Origin of the sequence: Halobaculum sp. MBLA0143 (assembly GCF_041361465.1) — an archaeon.
Taxonomy (GTDB): Archaea; Halobacteriota; Halobacteria; order Halobacteriales; family Haloferacaceae; genus JAHENP01.
This window is the reverse complement of sequence record NZ_JBGKAC010000002.1, coordinates 271402-286423: the sequence shown is the minus strand read 5'-3', so window position 1 is coordinate 286423 and position 15022 is coordinate 271402. Positions and strand designations below refer to the sequence as shown.

At 67.0% G+C, this 15022-nt stretch carries 11 protein-coding genes; 8 read left to right on the top strand and 3 right to left on the bottom strand.

Going from position 1 to position 15022, the window contains the following annotated elements; translation table 11 throughout:
- The first annotated feature begins 68 nt into the window (after window positions 1-68).
- Both RYH79_RS16700 and RYH79_RS16695 read left to right on the top strand, forming a co-directional pair.
- Window positions 69-1106: an ABC transporter ATP-binding protein gene (locus RYH79_RS16700; protein ID WP_370901436.1), complete on the top strand. Its 1038-nt coding sequence runs from the start codon at window positions 69-71 to the stop codon at window positions 1104-1106.
- Window positions 1103-1903, top strand: coding sequence for an ABC transporter permease (locus RYH79_RS16695; protein WP_370901434.1), 801 nt, complete (start codon window positions 1103-1105; stop codon window positions 1901-1903). The genes RYH79_RS16700 and RYH79_RS16695 overlap by 4 nt, the downstream gene beginning before the upstream one ends.
- 273 nt (window positions 1904-2176) lie before the next feature.
- On the opposite strand, the gene RYH79_RS16690 is transcribed toward RYH79_RS16695, so the two are convergent.
- Window positions 2177-3484 (bottom strand): phospholipase C/P1 nuclease family protein, encoded by a 1308-nt coding sequence (locus RYH79_RS16690; RefSeq protein ID WP_370901432.1) that lies wholly within the window; start codon window positions 3482-3484, stop codon window positions 2177-2179.
- Window positions 3485-3661: 177 nt separating this feature from the next.
- Here RYH79_RS16690 and RYH79_RS16685 point away from each other — a divergent pair, with 177 nt between their 5' ends.
- The 3 genes from RYH79_RS16685 to RYH79_RS16675 all read left to right on the top strand — a co-directional run bounded on the left by RYH79_RS16685 (window position 3662) and on the right by RYH79_RS16675 (window position 5806).
- Window positions 3662-4651, top strand: a complete 990-nt coding sequence (locus tag RYH79_RS16685; protein WP_370901430.1) for a hypothetical protein — start codon at window positions 3662-3664, stop codon at window positions 4649-4651.
- 86 nt (window positions 4652-4737) lie between these two features.
- Window positions 4738-5115, top strand: coding sequence for a hypothetical protein (locus RYH79_RS16680; RefSeq protein WP_370901428.1), 378 nt, complete (start codon window positions 4738-4740; stop codon window positions 5113-5115).
- A gap of 211 nt (window positions 5116-5326) precedes the next feature.
- Window positions 5327-5806, top strand: a complete 480-nt coding sequence (locus RYH79_RS16675) for a hypothetical protein (protein ID WP_370901426.1) — start codon at window positions 5327-5329, stop codon at window positions 5804-5806.
- Between the two features lie 118 nt (window positions 5807-5924).
- Here the strand turns inward: RYH79_RS16675 and RYH79_RS16670 are convergent, their stop codons facing one another.
- On the bottom strand, window positions 5925-7157 hold the full coding sequence (locus RYH79_RS16670; RefSeq protein WP_370901424.1) for a beta-ketoacyl-[acyl-carrier-protein] synthase family protein: 1233 nt from the start codon (window positions 7155-7157) through the stop codon (window positions 5925-5927).
- A 226-nt stretch (window positions 7158-7383) separates the two neighbouring features.
- Between RYH79_RS16670 and RYH79_RS16665 the strand changes: the two genes are divergently transcribed.
- The 3 genes from RYH79_RS16665 (at window position 7384) to RYH79_RS16655 (ending at window position 11791) form a co-directional block, all read left to right on the top strand.
- Complete coding sequence (locus RYH79_RS16665) at window positions 7384-8616, top strand: LLM class flavin-dependent oxidoreductase (RefSeq protein ID WP_370901422.1); 1233 nt, start codon at window positions 7384-7386, stop codon at window positions 8614-8616.
- A 105-nt stretch (window positions 8617-8721) separates the two neighbouring features.
- The gene (locus RYH79_RS16660; protein ID WP_370901420.1) at window positions 8722-11184 is read left to right on the top strand and encodes an efflux RND transporter permease subunit; all 2463 of its coding nucleotides are present in this window, start codon (window positions 8722-8724) and stop codon (window positions 11182-11184) included.
- Window positions 11185-11236: 52 nt separating this feature from the next.
- Entirely contained in the window at window positions 11237-11791 is a 555-nt protein-coding gene (locus tag RYH79_RS16655) for a GNAT family N-acetyltransferase (protein WP_370901418.1), read from the top strand.
- Here the strand turns inward: RYH79_RS16655 and lanM are convergent, their stop codons facing one another.
- Entirely contained in the window at window positions 11792-14917 is a 3126-nt protein-coding gene (gene lanM, locus RYH79_RS16650; protein ID WP_370901416.1) for a type 2 lanthipeptide synthetase LanM, read from the bottom strand.
- Window positions 14918-15022 lie beyond the last annotated feature (105 nt).

Sequence of the window (15022 nt, the reverse complement as noted above, 5' to 3'; positions counted from 1 at the left end):
AGGTCGCGGACGCGACCCCTCGGGTGCCCGGGGTTCTTCACTGTCGAACTGGTACGATGTACCGTACGATGGCGAGCCAGCAGGAGCGAGACGAGTCGTGGTCGGGAGCCGGAGACGGGAGTGCCGACACGACCCGAGAACGACGACAGCACGACGAGCGAGGAGCCGAGCCGGCGATCGCCGTCGAGGGGCTGACGAAGCGGTTCGGCGACGGCGACGACGCCGTCACCGCCGTCGACGACATCTCCTTTTCCGTCGAGTCGGGGTCGGTCGTCGGCCTACTCGGCCCGAACGGCGCCGGGAAGACGACGACCATCAAGTGTCTGTTGGGGATGATCCTGCCCGACGCCGGCTCCGTGCAGGTTGCCGGCGTGGACGTGCTCGCGGAGCCGCGGTCGGCGTACCGTCACGTCGACGCGATGCTGGAGGGTGCACGGAACGACTACTGGCGGCTCACCGTCCGCGAGAACCTGCGGTACTTCGCCACTATCGGCGGCGTGAAGTCGGACGACGTGACCGACCGCCACGACAAGCTGTTGGAGCAACTCGACCTCGCGGACGAGGCCGACACCGCCGTCCGCAACCTCTCGCGCGGGATGAAACAGAAAGTGTCGTTGGCGAGCGTGTTGGCGACCGACGCCGACGTGGTGTTCTTGGACGAGCCGACCCTGGGGCTGGACGTCGAGTCGTCGCTCACTCTCCGCAGCGAACTCCGACGGATCGTCGCCGAACGGGGGCTGACGGCGCTCGTGACGAGCCACGACATGGACGTGATCGAGGACGTCTGTGACCGGGTCGTGATCGTGAACGACGGCCAGATCGTCGCCGACGACGCCGTCGACGGCCTGATGGGCGGTCTCGACCCGGGTGGGTTCCGCGTCGAGAGTCCGGACCTCCAGGGCGCGGCGCTGGCGGCCGTCCGGGACGGATTCGACGTGCGCGAGGTGCGCAAGCGTGGCGACCACACGACCGTCGAGGTGGCGACCGACTCCGACGGGTTCTACGACCTCGTCGACGTGCTCCGCGCGCAGGACGTCCACGTCTCGTCGGTCGATACGGTGGAGTCGGACCTGGAGTCGGCGTTCTTGGAGGTGACCCGCGAGTGAGCGACACTGTCGAGCGGCCACGACGGGCGAGTGTCGTCGACCTGACGCTGGCAGTGTTGAAGCGGGAGTACCTGATCTTCGTCCGTTACCCGGCCGACGCAGTCGGTGGGGTCGTCGTCTCGTTGTTGTTCTTCGGTCTGTTGTTCTACGGCGGGCGGGCGTTCGCCGCCCAGGCGCTGGCCGACTCCATCGAGGGGCTCGTCGTCGGGTACTTCCTGTGGACGCTGTCGGTGGGCGCGTACAGCTCCGTCGCCAACGACATCGGCAGCGAGGTGCAGTGGGGGACGTTGGAGCGTCACTTCATGACGCCGTTCGGGTTCGCGCCCGTCGCGCTCGCCAAGGGCGTGGCCAAGGTGGTCCGATCGTTCCTCGTCTCGGGGGTGATCCTGGCGGTCATGCTCCTGGTCACGGGGACGACCCTGCGAGTGCCGGTCGTCACCGTCGTGGTCGTCGCCGGGCTGTCGATTCTCTCGGTGCTCGGGCTCGGCTTCGCCGCCGGGGGGCTGTCCGTGTTGTACAAGCGGATCGGCAGTTGGCTGGGGCTCCTCCAGTTCGTCTTTCCCGTGCTGATCGCGGCCCCGGCGTTCGAGCTCGGCCCGACGCGGTTCCTCCCGTTGGCGCAGGGGAGCAGTCTGCTCCAACGGGCGATGTTGGAGGGGACTCGACTGTGGCAGTTCCCGCCGGCGGAGCTCGTGACGCTCCTCGGCGTCGCCGTCGTGTACGTCGGCGGTGGGTACGCCGTCTTCCACTACGCCACCCGGCGGGCGCGCCGGCTGGGCGTGCTCGGAGACTACTGACCCGCGTGAGGTGCGAGGCGGGTCGTCACCTCCAGACGGTCTCGTAGCCGGCGTCACGGACGACCACGTCGCCCGAGTCCAGACCGTACTTCTCGCGGAGTTCTGTGGAGTCGCCGCCTGGGTCCCCTCGTGGTACGTTCGGACCGGCTCGTACGCCGTAGTACGCTCTGTGGGAGTTCGACCTCACAGTGACCGACTGTCCGTGTCGACTCTCTCGGTCACGAGACGGAGATGGGCGTCGCGGTGGGGGAGAGCCGCTACCGACGCGACGAGCTACCAGTTGTAGTCGTTGTGGTTGTAGAGGAAGCCGCGGAGGTAGTTGCCGGCCTCGCTCATGCAGTTGTGGGTCTTCTCGAAGACGTTCCGGCCGTTGTCGTTCCACTCCCACGGGCTGTCCTTCCCACCGTTCAGCACGGACTCGAAGATGTCCGGGCCGTACTTGCCGGCGAACGTGGACAGGTCCTTACACCCCTGCGCCACGTCGGAGACGTAGTACGGGTAGCCGGACTTGAAGTCGTCGACGAACGGGTCACCGACGTAGTACACTGCGTCCTCCAGGTTCTCGTTGATCTCCTCCTCGTAGGCGTAGTGGATGTCACGCCGGGGATCGAAGTTGGTCGGATCCGTGTACGTCGGCGAGTAGTTGAGCTGCTCCCAGACGGCGCCGCTGTGGAACGGGACGCTCATGTCCTGGAGGTAGTGAGCGGCGTACCCCAGGTTCCTGGCCTTCTCGGAGGCCGTGTAGGCGTTGTTGGCCTGCTGGACGAAGTACTGTGCCTCGCTGGGGGCGCCGCCGAACTTCGGCGCGGAGATCTCGTAGCCGGCGATGGTGACCGACGGCGGGTCGCCGAGGTAGAAGTGGAACGGCGGGTGCTTCGCCTCGCTGTCGTTGCCGAGTCCGCGCACCGCAGCCCCGATAGCGTCTTCCACGTAGTCCGGAATCGGGACCGGCAGCCAGTCCACCTGGCAGGACTTACACCCGAACTGGTCCGGGTCGTCCGTGTTGCTCCGGAGCGTGTCCCGGTAGCTGTTCGTGATGTTGAACTCGTCGAGGACGTACGCCGCCTGCTTCCGGTGGGTCTTCGCGTACCAGTTCGTCGACACGTCCTGGCTGTCCCCCTCGGCGGCGAACCCGTCGAGCACCGCGCCGGCCGTCTCCGCCACCTCGACCTGCCGGTCGTGGCTCAGACTACTCACACGGCGGTCGGTGAGGTGGTAGGTGTGTTCCTCGCCGGCGCGCGTGGAGGTGACCTCCGACTGCTCGACCGTGTACGTGCTCCGGAGGCTGTCGATGCGGTCACTGTGGGTCTGGACGTCGTCGCTGGCGACCGGGGCCTTCCGGAGCAGCTCGTCGATCCGGTCGCGGTCCAGCGTCAACAGCCACCAGTGGTGGTTGACTGCGTCGTACACGTCGTCGCCGACGGTGACGTACTTCGTGTCCGGATACGGGAGCTCGACGTCCTCCGGTTCGACCCGTCTGTCGTCGGAGACCGCGCCGGTCACGGTCGACATCCCGGTCAGTGCCGCCCCCGCACCGATCGTCTTCAGTACGTTTCGTCTTCGAGTGTGTGGTTCTCGCATTGCACTCAAAACGTGTTACCGAGTGCACTTAAGCATTACCCAAACTGTTCGGATTTATCTTGTAACAGTGCGTAACTGTCTCGGGAGCCGGGAACGAGAGCCCGTCCGAGCGGCACGTCGTCGTCGTCGTTCGACAAAAACAGAAGCTATTCAAGCCATAAACCGAATCCGAAACGTGTGCAACGTCTCACGAGACGGCGGCTGTGCGGTGTGGGAGCGGCTGTCGGGGGGAGTTGGCTCGGCGGCTGTCTGTCGGTGAGTCCCGGCGGCGAGGTGTCGTTGTTCGCCGGCGACGAGGGGCTCGCAGATGTGTTTCTCCTGCGAGAGTCGCTCGGAGCGCCACACGTCGCCCGGCACGTCGAGACGCTCCGGCGGACGCTCGTCGACACCGGCAGCGTGGAGACGCTGGAGACGACGATCGACGGCCGCGTGTCGCACCCGGACACGAGCGTGTCGCCGGCGGTCTCACGCCCCAGGTTCGTCGAGGCGGACGGCTACTACCGCATCTCGCCGACCGAGGCGACTCCGACGACCGTCGACGAGTGGGTGGTCTGGTTCGAACCGGTCGACGCCGCGCCGGACGGCGTCGAGTCGATCGACACCCGCGTGGCCGAGGCGGACCGCTTCGACGCACAGATCCTCCGGCGGGCGAAGGCCACCCTCGGAACGGCGCTGGCGGCAGACGAGACTCTCGGCGACCGCCCGCTCCGCGACCGCGGTTACGTCCTGTTCGATCCGACGACGCCCGAGGAGACGGCGCTGGTGCCGAACCCGCCGTTCGAGCACGCGGTCTTCGAGGGCGAGGAGAACTTCCTGCCGGACGAGCAACCGGTCCGGCTCCGGGTACGGCGAGGCCCCGTCGAGACGACCCGGTACACGAACACGGTCGAACGGGTCGCCGACGACCGCGCCGACTTCGCCGACTACCTGGACGCGAACGTGTTGGACGCGACGTTCGACGCCGACGACCTCCCCGCGGACCGACGGGAGATTCTCGACACTGCCGCCGGCGACGGCTACCGCGAGGACGGTACCCCGTCGGAGCCGTTCCGAACGCTGTTGGAACGTCTCGGGGTCGAGACGTTCGAACACGACGACCGATTCACCCGGACGGTGACGTACCGCTACGCCGGCACCGTCTACGCCGCGACGTGCACTGTCGACTGAACGGGGCGGGGCGGCGCCAGCGCAACCCTCCTGGGTGTGCGACACCACAGACGACTGTGGGTGTTCCCGTCCCGGCGGAACCGACGGTGTACGTCGAACGACACGCGGACTACACGAGCTACGCCTGGGAGGCAGGGGGTCTCGGACGGTTCCTGACGGCCGTCGTGAACGCCGGCGCCGAGACCGACGACCCGACAGTGGCTGTCGACACACGGTCCGTCGCCGGCCGGCAGTCGCGCCCGGTCTCGGCCGTCGACGTGACACCGGACGTGACGTACGTCCGGTTCGAGTCGGTCGACGACTGGCGACTGGCGTGGGAGCGCCGGACGACCCCCGTGGTCACGCTGGACGGGGCCGTGTCACCGGCGCACTGTCGGCGACTCCACCGCGCGACGACCGAAGACGCCGCCTGGCCGTCGGCGGCGTGGGATCGTCTCGTAGAGTTGCTCGACGAGGAGGGGTGAGGGGTACATGACGGTGAGCGGACGGAACGGTGCCAGTCGAGCGACGAACGCAGCCTAGACGGCGGGGGGCTAGCGACCACGGAGTCGGTTGGCGACGGCGTCGTCGTGGACATCGACGAGGGTCGTGTCCGTCGGCCGGGTCGGGTGGTTCGTTCGCGGAGAGTGCGACAGGTTGGAAGACTGCTGCTCCGTCGGTCCGAACCTGTCTCCGGTGCGACGGAGACAGCCCTTCACCAGGGTCGTCGCCCGCGGCGTGGTCGGCGTGAGCGGCTGTGCTGCGTTCGGCGCCGACGGGCCGGCGACCCTCCGCGTCCGAGACTGGCGCGACCCGTCGACGCGGGCCGGGCTGTCGGTGACGCCCGAGACGCCCGGCACACGAGAGTGTCGTGACCCGGAGACGACGGCAGCGGGCGAGACCGTCACGATCACGCCCGAGGAACTGGTCGAGGTGACGACGATCCGACCGGGCGCGTACGCGGCAGTGCTTCCCGGCGGAGGTCACGGAGCGACGCGGTGTCTCCGGCACGAGGGCGAGTCGGCGTACACGTTCGTCGCCGACGAGCAGGTGATGTCCGTGCCGGAGTCGACGAGCGCCGATCCGGCCGACCGACCGGCGGACCGCTCCGTCGACAGCCGTCCGGAGGCGGCGGGGCCACCGTTCGACAGTCTCACAGGTTCGCCCGCCCGGTAGTGGCGGTTTCGGAGCGAACGGGACGGCCGCTCGTCGGGCGTTCGAGCGTGACCGACTCACACAGTGGCTGTCGAGAGGCGTCTCGGCGGGCGCTGGTGAGGACGCCGGTCGACGGCGCTCACCGGTCCGGTGTCTCGAACACGATGGAGCCGTTGGTCCCACCGAAGCCGGCGGAGTTGGAGACGACGGTGTCGACCGACTCGTCGGTCGGGGTCGTGACGACCGGCGGGGTGATCTCCGGGTCGGGCGTCTCGACGTTCGCCGTCGCGGGGACCGTGTCGCGGTCGACGGACAGTGCCGTCACGGCCGCGTCGATCGCACCTGCCGCACCGTACGTGTGTCCGATCGCTCCCTTGACCGAGGTTATCGGAGTGTCTTCTCCGAGAACGGTCTCGACGGCGTTGGCCTCCGCCGTGTCCCCCGCGACCGTCCCCGTTCCGTGTGTGTTGACGTAGTCGACGGCGTCGGGAGAGACGTCGGCCTCCGACAGCGCCATCTGCATCGACCGTTGGAGTCCGTGCCCGTCAGTCGGGGGACTGACTGGGTGGTGTGCGTCGGCCGTCGCACCGACGCCGGTGACACGGGCGTACGGCTCGACACCCCGGTCGCGCGCGTGAGCGGCGGTCTCGACGATCATCACTGCCGCCCCTTCGCCGAGCGCGAGTCCGTCACGGGACTCGTCGAACGGGCGGACGGCGTCCGGTCCGGCGCGGCTCGTGTACGCCCGTGGGGCGGCGGTCATGGCGATACCGTAGTAGTTGAGGACGGCTTCGGCTCCGCCGACGAGCATCACGTCGGCCCGGCCGCGGCGCAGGTCGGTTACTGCGGCGTCGAGAGCGTGTGTGCCGGCCGCACAGGCAGTCGCCTGCGTCCGGTTGGGACCACGTGCTCCGACGGTCATCCCGACGTGGCCGGCCGCGAGATTCCCCAACGACTTCGTCGCGAGGTACGACGACACCCGCGACCGATCCGTGTCGTACTCCGCGAGGATCTCGTCGAGTCCACCGAAGACGGAGGCGACGCTGACGCCCACTCGGTCGGCCGTCCAGTCGGGTCCGTCCGGGTCGAGCGCGGCGTCGATCAGCGCCTCTTCGGCTGCGTCGAGCGCGAACGCGGCGTACCGCCCGGTCGTGCGGCGGTCGTACCCCGACACTGTCTGCGGGTCGAACTCGGTCGCTCTGCCGACGACGTGGACGTCGTACTGCTCCGTGACGGCTGGGTGAACCTCCGTCGGTGGCGTCAGGCGACTGTCTCCGTCTCTGATCGTCTCCCAGGTCGTCGAGCGGCTCTCGCCGCCGGCGGTCAGCAGCCCGACGCCGGTGACGACGGGTGACTCGTCGTCACCGAGCACGGCTTCCCACCTCCAGAGGGGCTCGACAGCTACGTTGCACACACTCACTCCATACCGGTGTGACTAAAGTCCTCCCGTTCCCGGGCACAAACTAATTCGAGTGGTGCGGTCGGCTGCTCGACTGGGATCCTTGGCTCACACGTCACCCGACGATGAGATTCTTCTCTCGTCAGATAAGTGACCTTCTGACAAAAGAAATTTACTTGTGGCAGAGGTTATGTGACCCATGGTGACCATCGGCTGTCACTGTGAAGGGTTCATCGGCTATCCGACCACAGAGTACGACAACGGGTACGTGGGTCCGGACTCGGACCTCGCGGAGCTGCGGGAGTCGCACCGACGAGCGACGGAGACACAAGTCGAGATGGCGGTCGCCGCAGAGGAGTTCGGCTACGACTTCGTCGTCCACTCGGAGAACCACTTCGACCCGCTCGTGCAGACCGCTCCAGACCCGTTGCTCGTCCAGGCGTTCGTCGCTGCGCGGACGGACGAGATTCGGCTGTTGCAGGCGGCGATCTCGCTCCCGCAGCGAGACCCGGTGAGACTCGCCGAACAGGCGGCGACGATCGACGTTCTCTCCGGCGGACGGCTCGACGTCGGCGTGGCGACCGGGTCTGGCGACCGGGAACGAGCGCTGTTCGAACCGGAAGGGGAGCCGGGAGAGATCTTCGACGAGTACGAGTCGTTGCTGCGTGCAGCGTGGGCCGACGGTCCGGTCAGCCACGAGGGAGAACAGTCGACAGTTCCGCCCGCGGGCCTCGACTGGGGTGACGACCTGGAGTACTCCTACTTCGCCGCGGGTGAAGACCGTGATCTCGGGTCGTTCGTGGGGATGGACGGCGAGGAGACAGTGCAGACCGGCCTCCACGTCACACCACTCCCCCAGCAGCGCCCCCGGCCACAGATGTGGCAGGTCACGGTCTCGCCGGACACCGCCGCCGGCGCGGCACGCCGCGGTGCCAACGTCTGTACGTACTGTCAGTACTTCGACGACCTCGCCGAGATGGTCGACCGGTACCACGAGGCGGCTGCCGCGGCCGACTGGCCGGACCGACGCCCGTCGCTCGACGGTGAGCCGTTCGGGCGTGGGTGGGACCCGCAGCGGCGCCGAGGCGTCGTCGCCGAGATACAGTGTTTCGACACGTCCGTGGCGAGCGAGTCGGAAGTCGACGAGTGGCGAACCGGACAGGAGGTGCTGTTGAGCGTTCGACGGTCCAGTGCCTCCGAAGAACAGGCGGCGAGTATTCCCATCGACGCGGACGCGGTAATCGAGTCCGGCGACGCCCCCATCGTGGGTGACACCGACCACCTGGTCGAACGGTTCTCCGAGCTCGCGTCGGTGTGTGACTACGACGACCTGGCGATCATTCCGAGCGTCGTCGTCCCGGGTCTCTCGCGGTCCACCCGGCTGGAGCAGTACGAGTCGTTCGCCGACCGCGTCGCCCCTCGGTTACCGTAGACGGTGATTTGTCGTCAAATACCGAAAAGCTGAATTACTGTTCGAATCTTTTCAGCATACGAAAATACAAATGATCGAATGTAGACGACAGTCGGAGGGTGCATCGTGAGCGTCGTGAGCCGACTCGCGTCGGTCGTCGCCGGCCGGAGCAAGCTGACGGTGGCCGTCACTCTGGTGTTGTTGGCCGGCCTCGCCGTCGGTGCCGCCAGTATTCCGAGCGCCGACGGGGGTTCACTCCAGGTGAACTCGACTGCAGAACAGAAGTTAGACTACATCGTCGACAACTATCCGGTCGGCGGGTCGAACCAGACGGTGTACGCCGTGTACGTCCGCGACGGAGACGGAGACGTCCTCGACCGGGACTCGCTTCGCCGTTCACTCGAGTTCCACAGACGCGTCACCGACAACGAGACTGTCGGGGGGGTGATCCGAGAGGACGGGCAGACTGCGAGCATCGCCGTCGCGGTCACCTCGCAGCTGACCGGCAACCCCGCTGCCAGCTACGAGAAACGGTTCACGGCGTTAGAACGGGCAGACGCCGACCAGATAGACGAGATCGAGCGAGAACTGCTGTCGGCGGAGAGTCGGGCACTGCAGTTGATGCCGAACAGCTACGAGCCCGGCACGGCGACGGCGACCGGGCGACGGATAGTGTTCGTGGTGCCCGACGACTCGCTCGCGTCGGAGGACAGTGGCGGAGCGACCGCAGAACGTCTCGGTGAAGTGTTGTTCGCCGAGCTCCCGGCGACAGCCGAGAGTGACTACTTCATGCTCTCTGGTCCGGCGGGCGACGGGACGTTCTCGCGGGTGAACCAGGACATCCTCGAACTGACCGGACCGATCGCACTGCTGGTGATGATCCTCACCATGATCGTCGCCTACCGTGACCTGGGTGACATCCTCGTGGGGCTGTTCGGCGTCCTCTCGTCGCTGGTGGCGACGGCCGGACTGATGGGGTGGCTGTCGATTCCGTTCGGCACCGCCGGCACCATCGCGGTCATCCTCATCATCGGGCTCTCCATCGACTACAGTTTCCACATCTTCATGCGGTTCCGGGAGAACCACGAGCCGGGTGAGGGACGGCGTGGCCCGATGCGTCGAGCGCTGTCGGCCGTCGGTGTCGCGCTCGCGCTCGTGACCGTGACCACCGCGGTCGGGTTCCTCTCGAACGTGACGAACCCGTTGTCGGACGTGCGGAACCTGACGGCCGCGATGTCTCTCGGAATCGTCGCCACGTTCTTGGTGTTCGTGACGCTCGTTCCGGCGGCGAAGCTGGAGCTGGACGGTCTCAGAACACGGTTCCTCTCGGGGCCGGACAATCAGCCGGTCGGTAACGGGGACCGAGTCGCGGGCGTACTCACCGCCGGTGTCTCCGCCGCTCGGCTGTCCGCGGTGGCGGTCGTCGTCGTCGCGGTCGTCGCCGGCGCCGGTGGAGTGTTCGCGTGGACGCAGCTCGATCAGAGCCTCCAGACGGGGATCAGCGAACCGGACGACTGGTCACAGGAACTACCGGAGCCGTTGGGTGTCGAGCAGTACCCGTTCCTCGAGAACCGTGCGTACGTCGAGGAGACGTACCTCTCGTCCGATCCGGAGTCGCGCCCCACACAGATCCTGATACAAGGGTCGGTGGCCGATCCAGAGGCGCTCGAACGACTCGACGAGAGTCGGGAGGCGGCCGCAGAGAGCCCCGTCGCCTTCCGTCGCCAGGGTGGGCTCGCCGAGACGACCGGACCGTTGACGGAGATGCGGCGGGTCGCAGACGAGAGTGACCGGTTCGGTGACGTGTTCGAACGGGCGGACACGGACGACGACGGCGTCCCAGAACAGAACGTTACCGGCGTCTACGACGCGTTCTACCGTGTCGCACCCGACACCGCGGCGAGTGTCGTCGAACGGGAGGGCGACGAGTACCGGTCCCTCCGGCTGGTGGTGGAGACCGAACAGACGAGCGACGCGGTGGTGGTCGACAACACGATACGAGAGACTGTCCAGCCGGTGGGCGAACTCGACGGCGTGGGCGCGTACGTGACCGGCCGGCAGTCCATCACGGCCGCGCTGTTGCGTGCCGTGATCGGCAGCGTGTTCCAGACCGTCGTGGTCTCGCTCGTAGCGGTGTTGCTCCTGTTGGCGCTCGTGTACAGAGTCGTCGAGGGGAGCGCACTCCTCGGTGTGATCGCGTTCGTCCCCGTCGCGCTCGTGGTCGCGTTGATCTCACTCGGGATGCTGCTGTTGGGCGTCCCGATCACGTTGTTCACCGCGCTGATGATCGGGCTGGTGATCGGCCTCGGGGTGGACTACTCCATCCACGTGACGGACCGGTTCGCGGACGAGGTGACGGGTGACGACGAACCGTTCGACGCGTTGGAACGCTCCCTCAGAGGCACCGGTGGAGCGTTGCTCGGGTCGACGATCACGACCGTCTCCGTGTTCGGAACGCTCGCCATCTCACCGTTCGACCAGACGTCGAACATCGGTTCCGTCGTCGGGCTCGCGCTCGTCGGTGCCTTCCTCGCCAGCGTGTTCGTCCTTCCGTCGCTGCTGGCATTGTGGCATCGCTTGCACGAGTGAGTTTCACTCTTATCCGTCGGTTTTAAGTAGTAGAAATTCCTCTCTCTTTTCGATGCCGGGTGCAACTTTCATCGAGGGGAGACACGTCGAGCTGTGTACCGTCGAAGAAGAGGACATCCCGTTTCTCCGGAAGTACCTGAACCACCCGGAGATACAGCAGTACTACACGGATCTCCCTCACAACGAGGCGCGGGTCAGAGAACGGTACGAGACCATCGACTGTGGCGAGAACGTCGGGCTGCTGATGGTACCGGTCGACGAGTCCGATCCGGTGGGCTACGTGCAGATTGCGCCGATCGACTGGCAACACGGGACCGGCGGGCTCGGGATCTGGGTAGCACCGGAACAGCAGCCGTCGCGGATCAGCGTCGACGCGACGGTCCAGATCGTCGACTACGGGTTCCGACAGCTCGGTCTCCACCGGCTGGAGATCGAGACGATGGAGACCAACGCACCGATTATCGAGGGAGCGAAGGGCGTCGGTTTCACACAGACCGGGCGGAAACGAGAGATGGTGACGTTCGACGGCGAGGAGATCGACGTCGTGTTGCTCGACATGCTGCGTCACGAGTGGGACGGCACTGAAGCGGTCTGGGAGAGTATGTAGTCACTCGACGGCCAACAGCGACGGAACTGTCGAATCGAGTAGTCGGCAGGCGGCGTACCCGACCCCGGGATCACCCAAGAACAGCGTCGGATTGTACCACTGGTCGGTGTCGTACGCGAGCGTAGAGTCGTCGTCGCCGCGTGCGAGGCTGCGTGCGGCCAGCGCCCGCCCGCGACGTGCGAGCAACGGTCGGTTACACAGTTCGTCGACGCGCCGTGTCACGGCTGCGTGACCGAGGTTGCCACAACAGAGGTGGTCACGGTCGTGGAGCTTCCCCGTCTGCATCGACTCCACGGCACGGTCCAAGTCCCGTCGGTACGCCGGTCTGTCGTCGACCGCGATCAGCTCTGCACGGGTGAGCGCGATCCCGGCAGCACCGGCACACCACCCCCGTCGGTACGTCCCGAGTCGGAAGTCCGGCCAGCCTCCTCGTTCGGAGTCGTACAGGTCGCGTTCGAACTGGAGCGCATCTGCGGCCGCCTGCTTGAACCGTGGCGCGTCGACTGTGGCGCCGACTCGCCCCAGCGCGAGTGCGATCCCGGCGATCCCGTGGCCGGCGCCGACGAGTGCACGCTCGGGACCGTCGTGCGTCTCCCAGACGCGAACACCGTCGTGGTCGATCCGTTCCGACAACAGGTGATCACAGAGGTCGACTGCAGTCTGGCGGTGCCGGCTGTCGTCTGTCGCGTCCGCGAGTGTCGACAGCGCCAGCGCGCCGCCGGCAGCCCCCCCGATCAGGTCGTACACGTCGTCGTCGCCGACGAGCTCGGGGACGGTGTCTGCGACCCGCACGGCAGCGTCGAGGAATCGGTCGTCGTCTCGGAGACGCCACAGGTTCACCAGCGCGTACACGAACGAGCCGCGGCCGTGACAGACGCCGAGTTTCTCCGTGGGGAGGTCGTCTGCCCGCACGCTGTCGAGGACCGGCGCGACTGCCTCGTCGGTGATCGTGGCCGCACGCCGTGCCACTGGTCCGGACAGAACCCGTTGTGCGGCTGCCCCGAACGTCGCCAGCCCGAGGCGTCCGCCGTACAAGTCGTCTCGGAGGTCGTGTACGTGGACCCCACCCGGGCGGCCCTCTCGGACGTACCAGCGCGTGGTGCCGTCGTCCGTCTCGACGGCGGCATCGTGGACTCGGTCGACGACACCGGCGACGACACTACGGAGTCGGTCGTCTGTCAATCGCGGGGCTGTCGCCGGCGCCGATGGTGGGTCCGGGAGACGGAGTTCACGAGGCTCGTAGGCCAGTTTGAGGTAGTCCGCCTGTTCTCGGAGTGTCGACTCGCCGAGCTCGGCGACGTGCGCCAGCAGTTGCTCGAACGGCGTCTCTTCGAGGACACCCGGGACGGTTCGACCGCCACAGGAGACCGCCGTGTCGTCCGTCTGGATCGTCAAGCGCGGCACGTCGCCACGGTCGATGGCAGCACGCTCGGCCCGGAACAACGCCGTTCGTCGCTCGTCTGCGGCCGTGAAGTCGACCCGCTTGAGCAACGTCTCGACGCGAACGTCTCGCTTCCCCCCAGAACGGAGGTACTCCGTCGTGACGAGCGGCCGTCGGACACGAGTGTACTCCATCGTGCTGCGGAGGAACGTCCGGATCTCGACGCTCTCGAACCCGGACAACGGGCCGCTCGGGTCGGCGAGCCGGTCGCGTTCCGCGGCGACCACGCTCGCCGCCTGCTCGAACCCCGCGAGTATCTCCGTCCCGTAGTCGTCCGGACCGTGTGGCTGGCCGTCGACCGTCGGTTGGTTCCGGCCGTCGTGTGTCGTCGTGTGATCGAACGTGAGTTCCATCTCGTCGGTGTTGACGGCCTGGAAGTTCCGGGTGGGGATCGACGTCTCGCGTTCCCCCGGGTCGTCGAGCCCACCGACACCCACGATGTCGTCTTCGGCGGTGACGACCGGGAACAACCCCGTCGAGAGAACGGACTCGTCGACGATCTCGGCCAACTCGGGCTGGCCGAACCCACCCTCGTCCGGGTACGCCGGGCGACAGACCGTCTCTAGGTCGATCAACGCGGGTCGTTCGCCGACGGCGACCAGGTTCTGGTAGTTGCCGTCAGTGAACCGGAGCACGTACGACAGGCAGGCGAGCGTTCCGATACGACGGTAGTACCGTTCGACCGCGGCCTCGTCTTCACAGTCGCGTTGTTCGAGCCACTCGACCCAGCCGTAGCCGTCTCGTGTGACGACCGTCGCGCGGTGTGGGAGTGAGAGATCGGTCTCGGTGGCGAGCCACTCACAGAACTCGTCGAACGCTGCGTGCGCGTCGACCGGCCGTGGCTTGTACGCGAGCGTCAGCCCGGAGTCGAACTCGACACGAGAGACACACTCCCCGCCGTCGTGTGGGTCTCCGGTCGCCGAGACATCGACGACTGGTCCCGGCGCCGTGCCCTCGTCGAACCGGTCGGCCAACGTGGCGCGGTCTGCACGGGCGCGTTCCGCCAGCCGTACGACGCGGTCGCGCCACTCGGACACGATCGTCGCCGTAAGCCGTCCGGCGACGGGGTACCGTTCGAAGAACCCGGCGAGCCCGTCTGCGGTGAGTCGGGCCACGAACGCGGAGTAGCGCGGGCGACCCGTCCCCGTCGGAACGTCGGTGACAGAGACGACACCCTCCGCCTCTGGGTCCGCGGCGAGTTTGAACTCGACGAACAACGCCTGTGCGAGCACACGGCGGAGCCGCCCGGCGAGTTCCGCACGGAGATCCGAGACCGCCGACGGAGCGAGCACGGGCCCGAACTCACACGGCTCGGCGGCAAACGACACGATCGGTTCGACGACGTGTGTGAACGGTGCCTCGTCTTCCCGGTCGTCCGACGGGGACAGTTCCTCGTCGAGCAACGAGTCGACGAGCGCGCGGAGAGTGTCGACCCATCCCGCGTCGCTGTCTGGCACTGGGTCGGCGATCGACGCCGTCGGCGACGCGTCGAGGTGTGTCAACCGGGCGGCCCACGCGCCGTCGTCGGCCGGTGCCAGCGACGCTCGCCACTCCTCGCGGAGTGACGCCGAGTCGATGACGGGGGGAACCGAGTCGTCGCTGTCGCCGCCACCGAGCCGGTCGTACAGCGGTGTGGCCCGGGCGGTGAGTGTCGCAGTGTCGAGGGGTATCTCGTCTCGTGACATCGTATCGAAGCTGTTCGTGAAGTGCTCACGAACACGGTAAGTACATTCAGCTACTACGAACGTAAACCTACCGAGTTTTTTGTGCACTAATTCGACACAGACTAC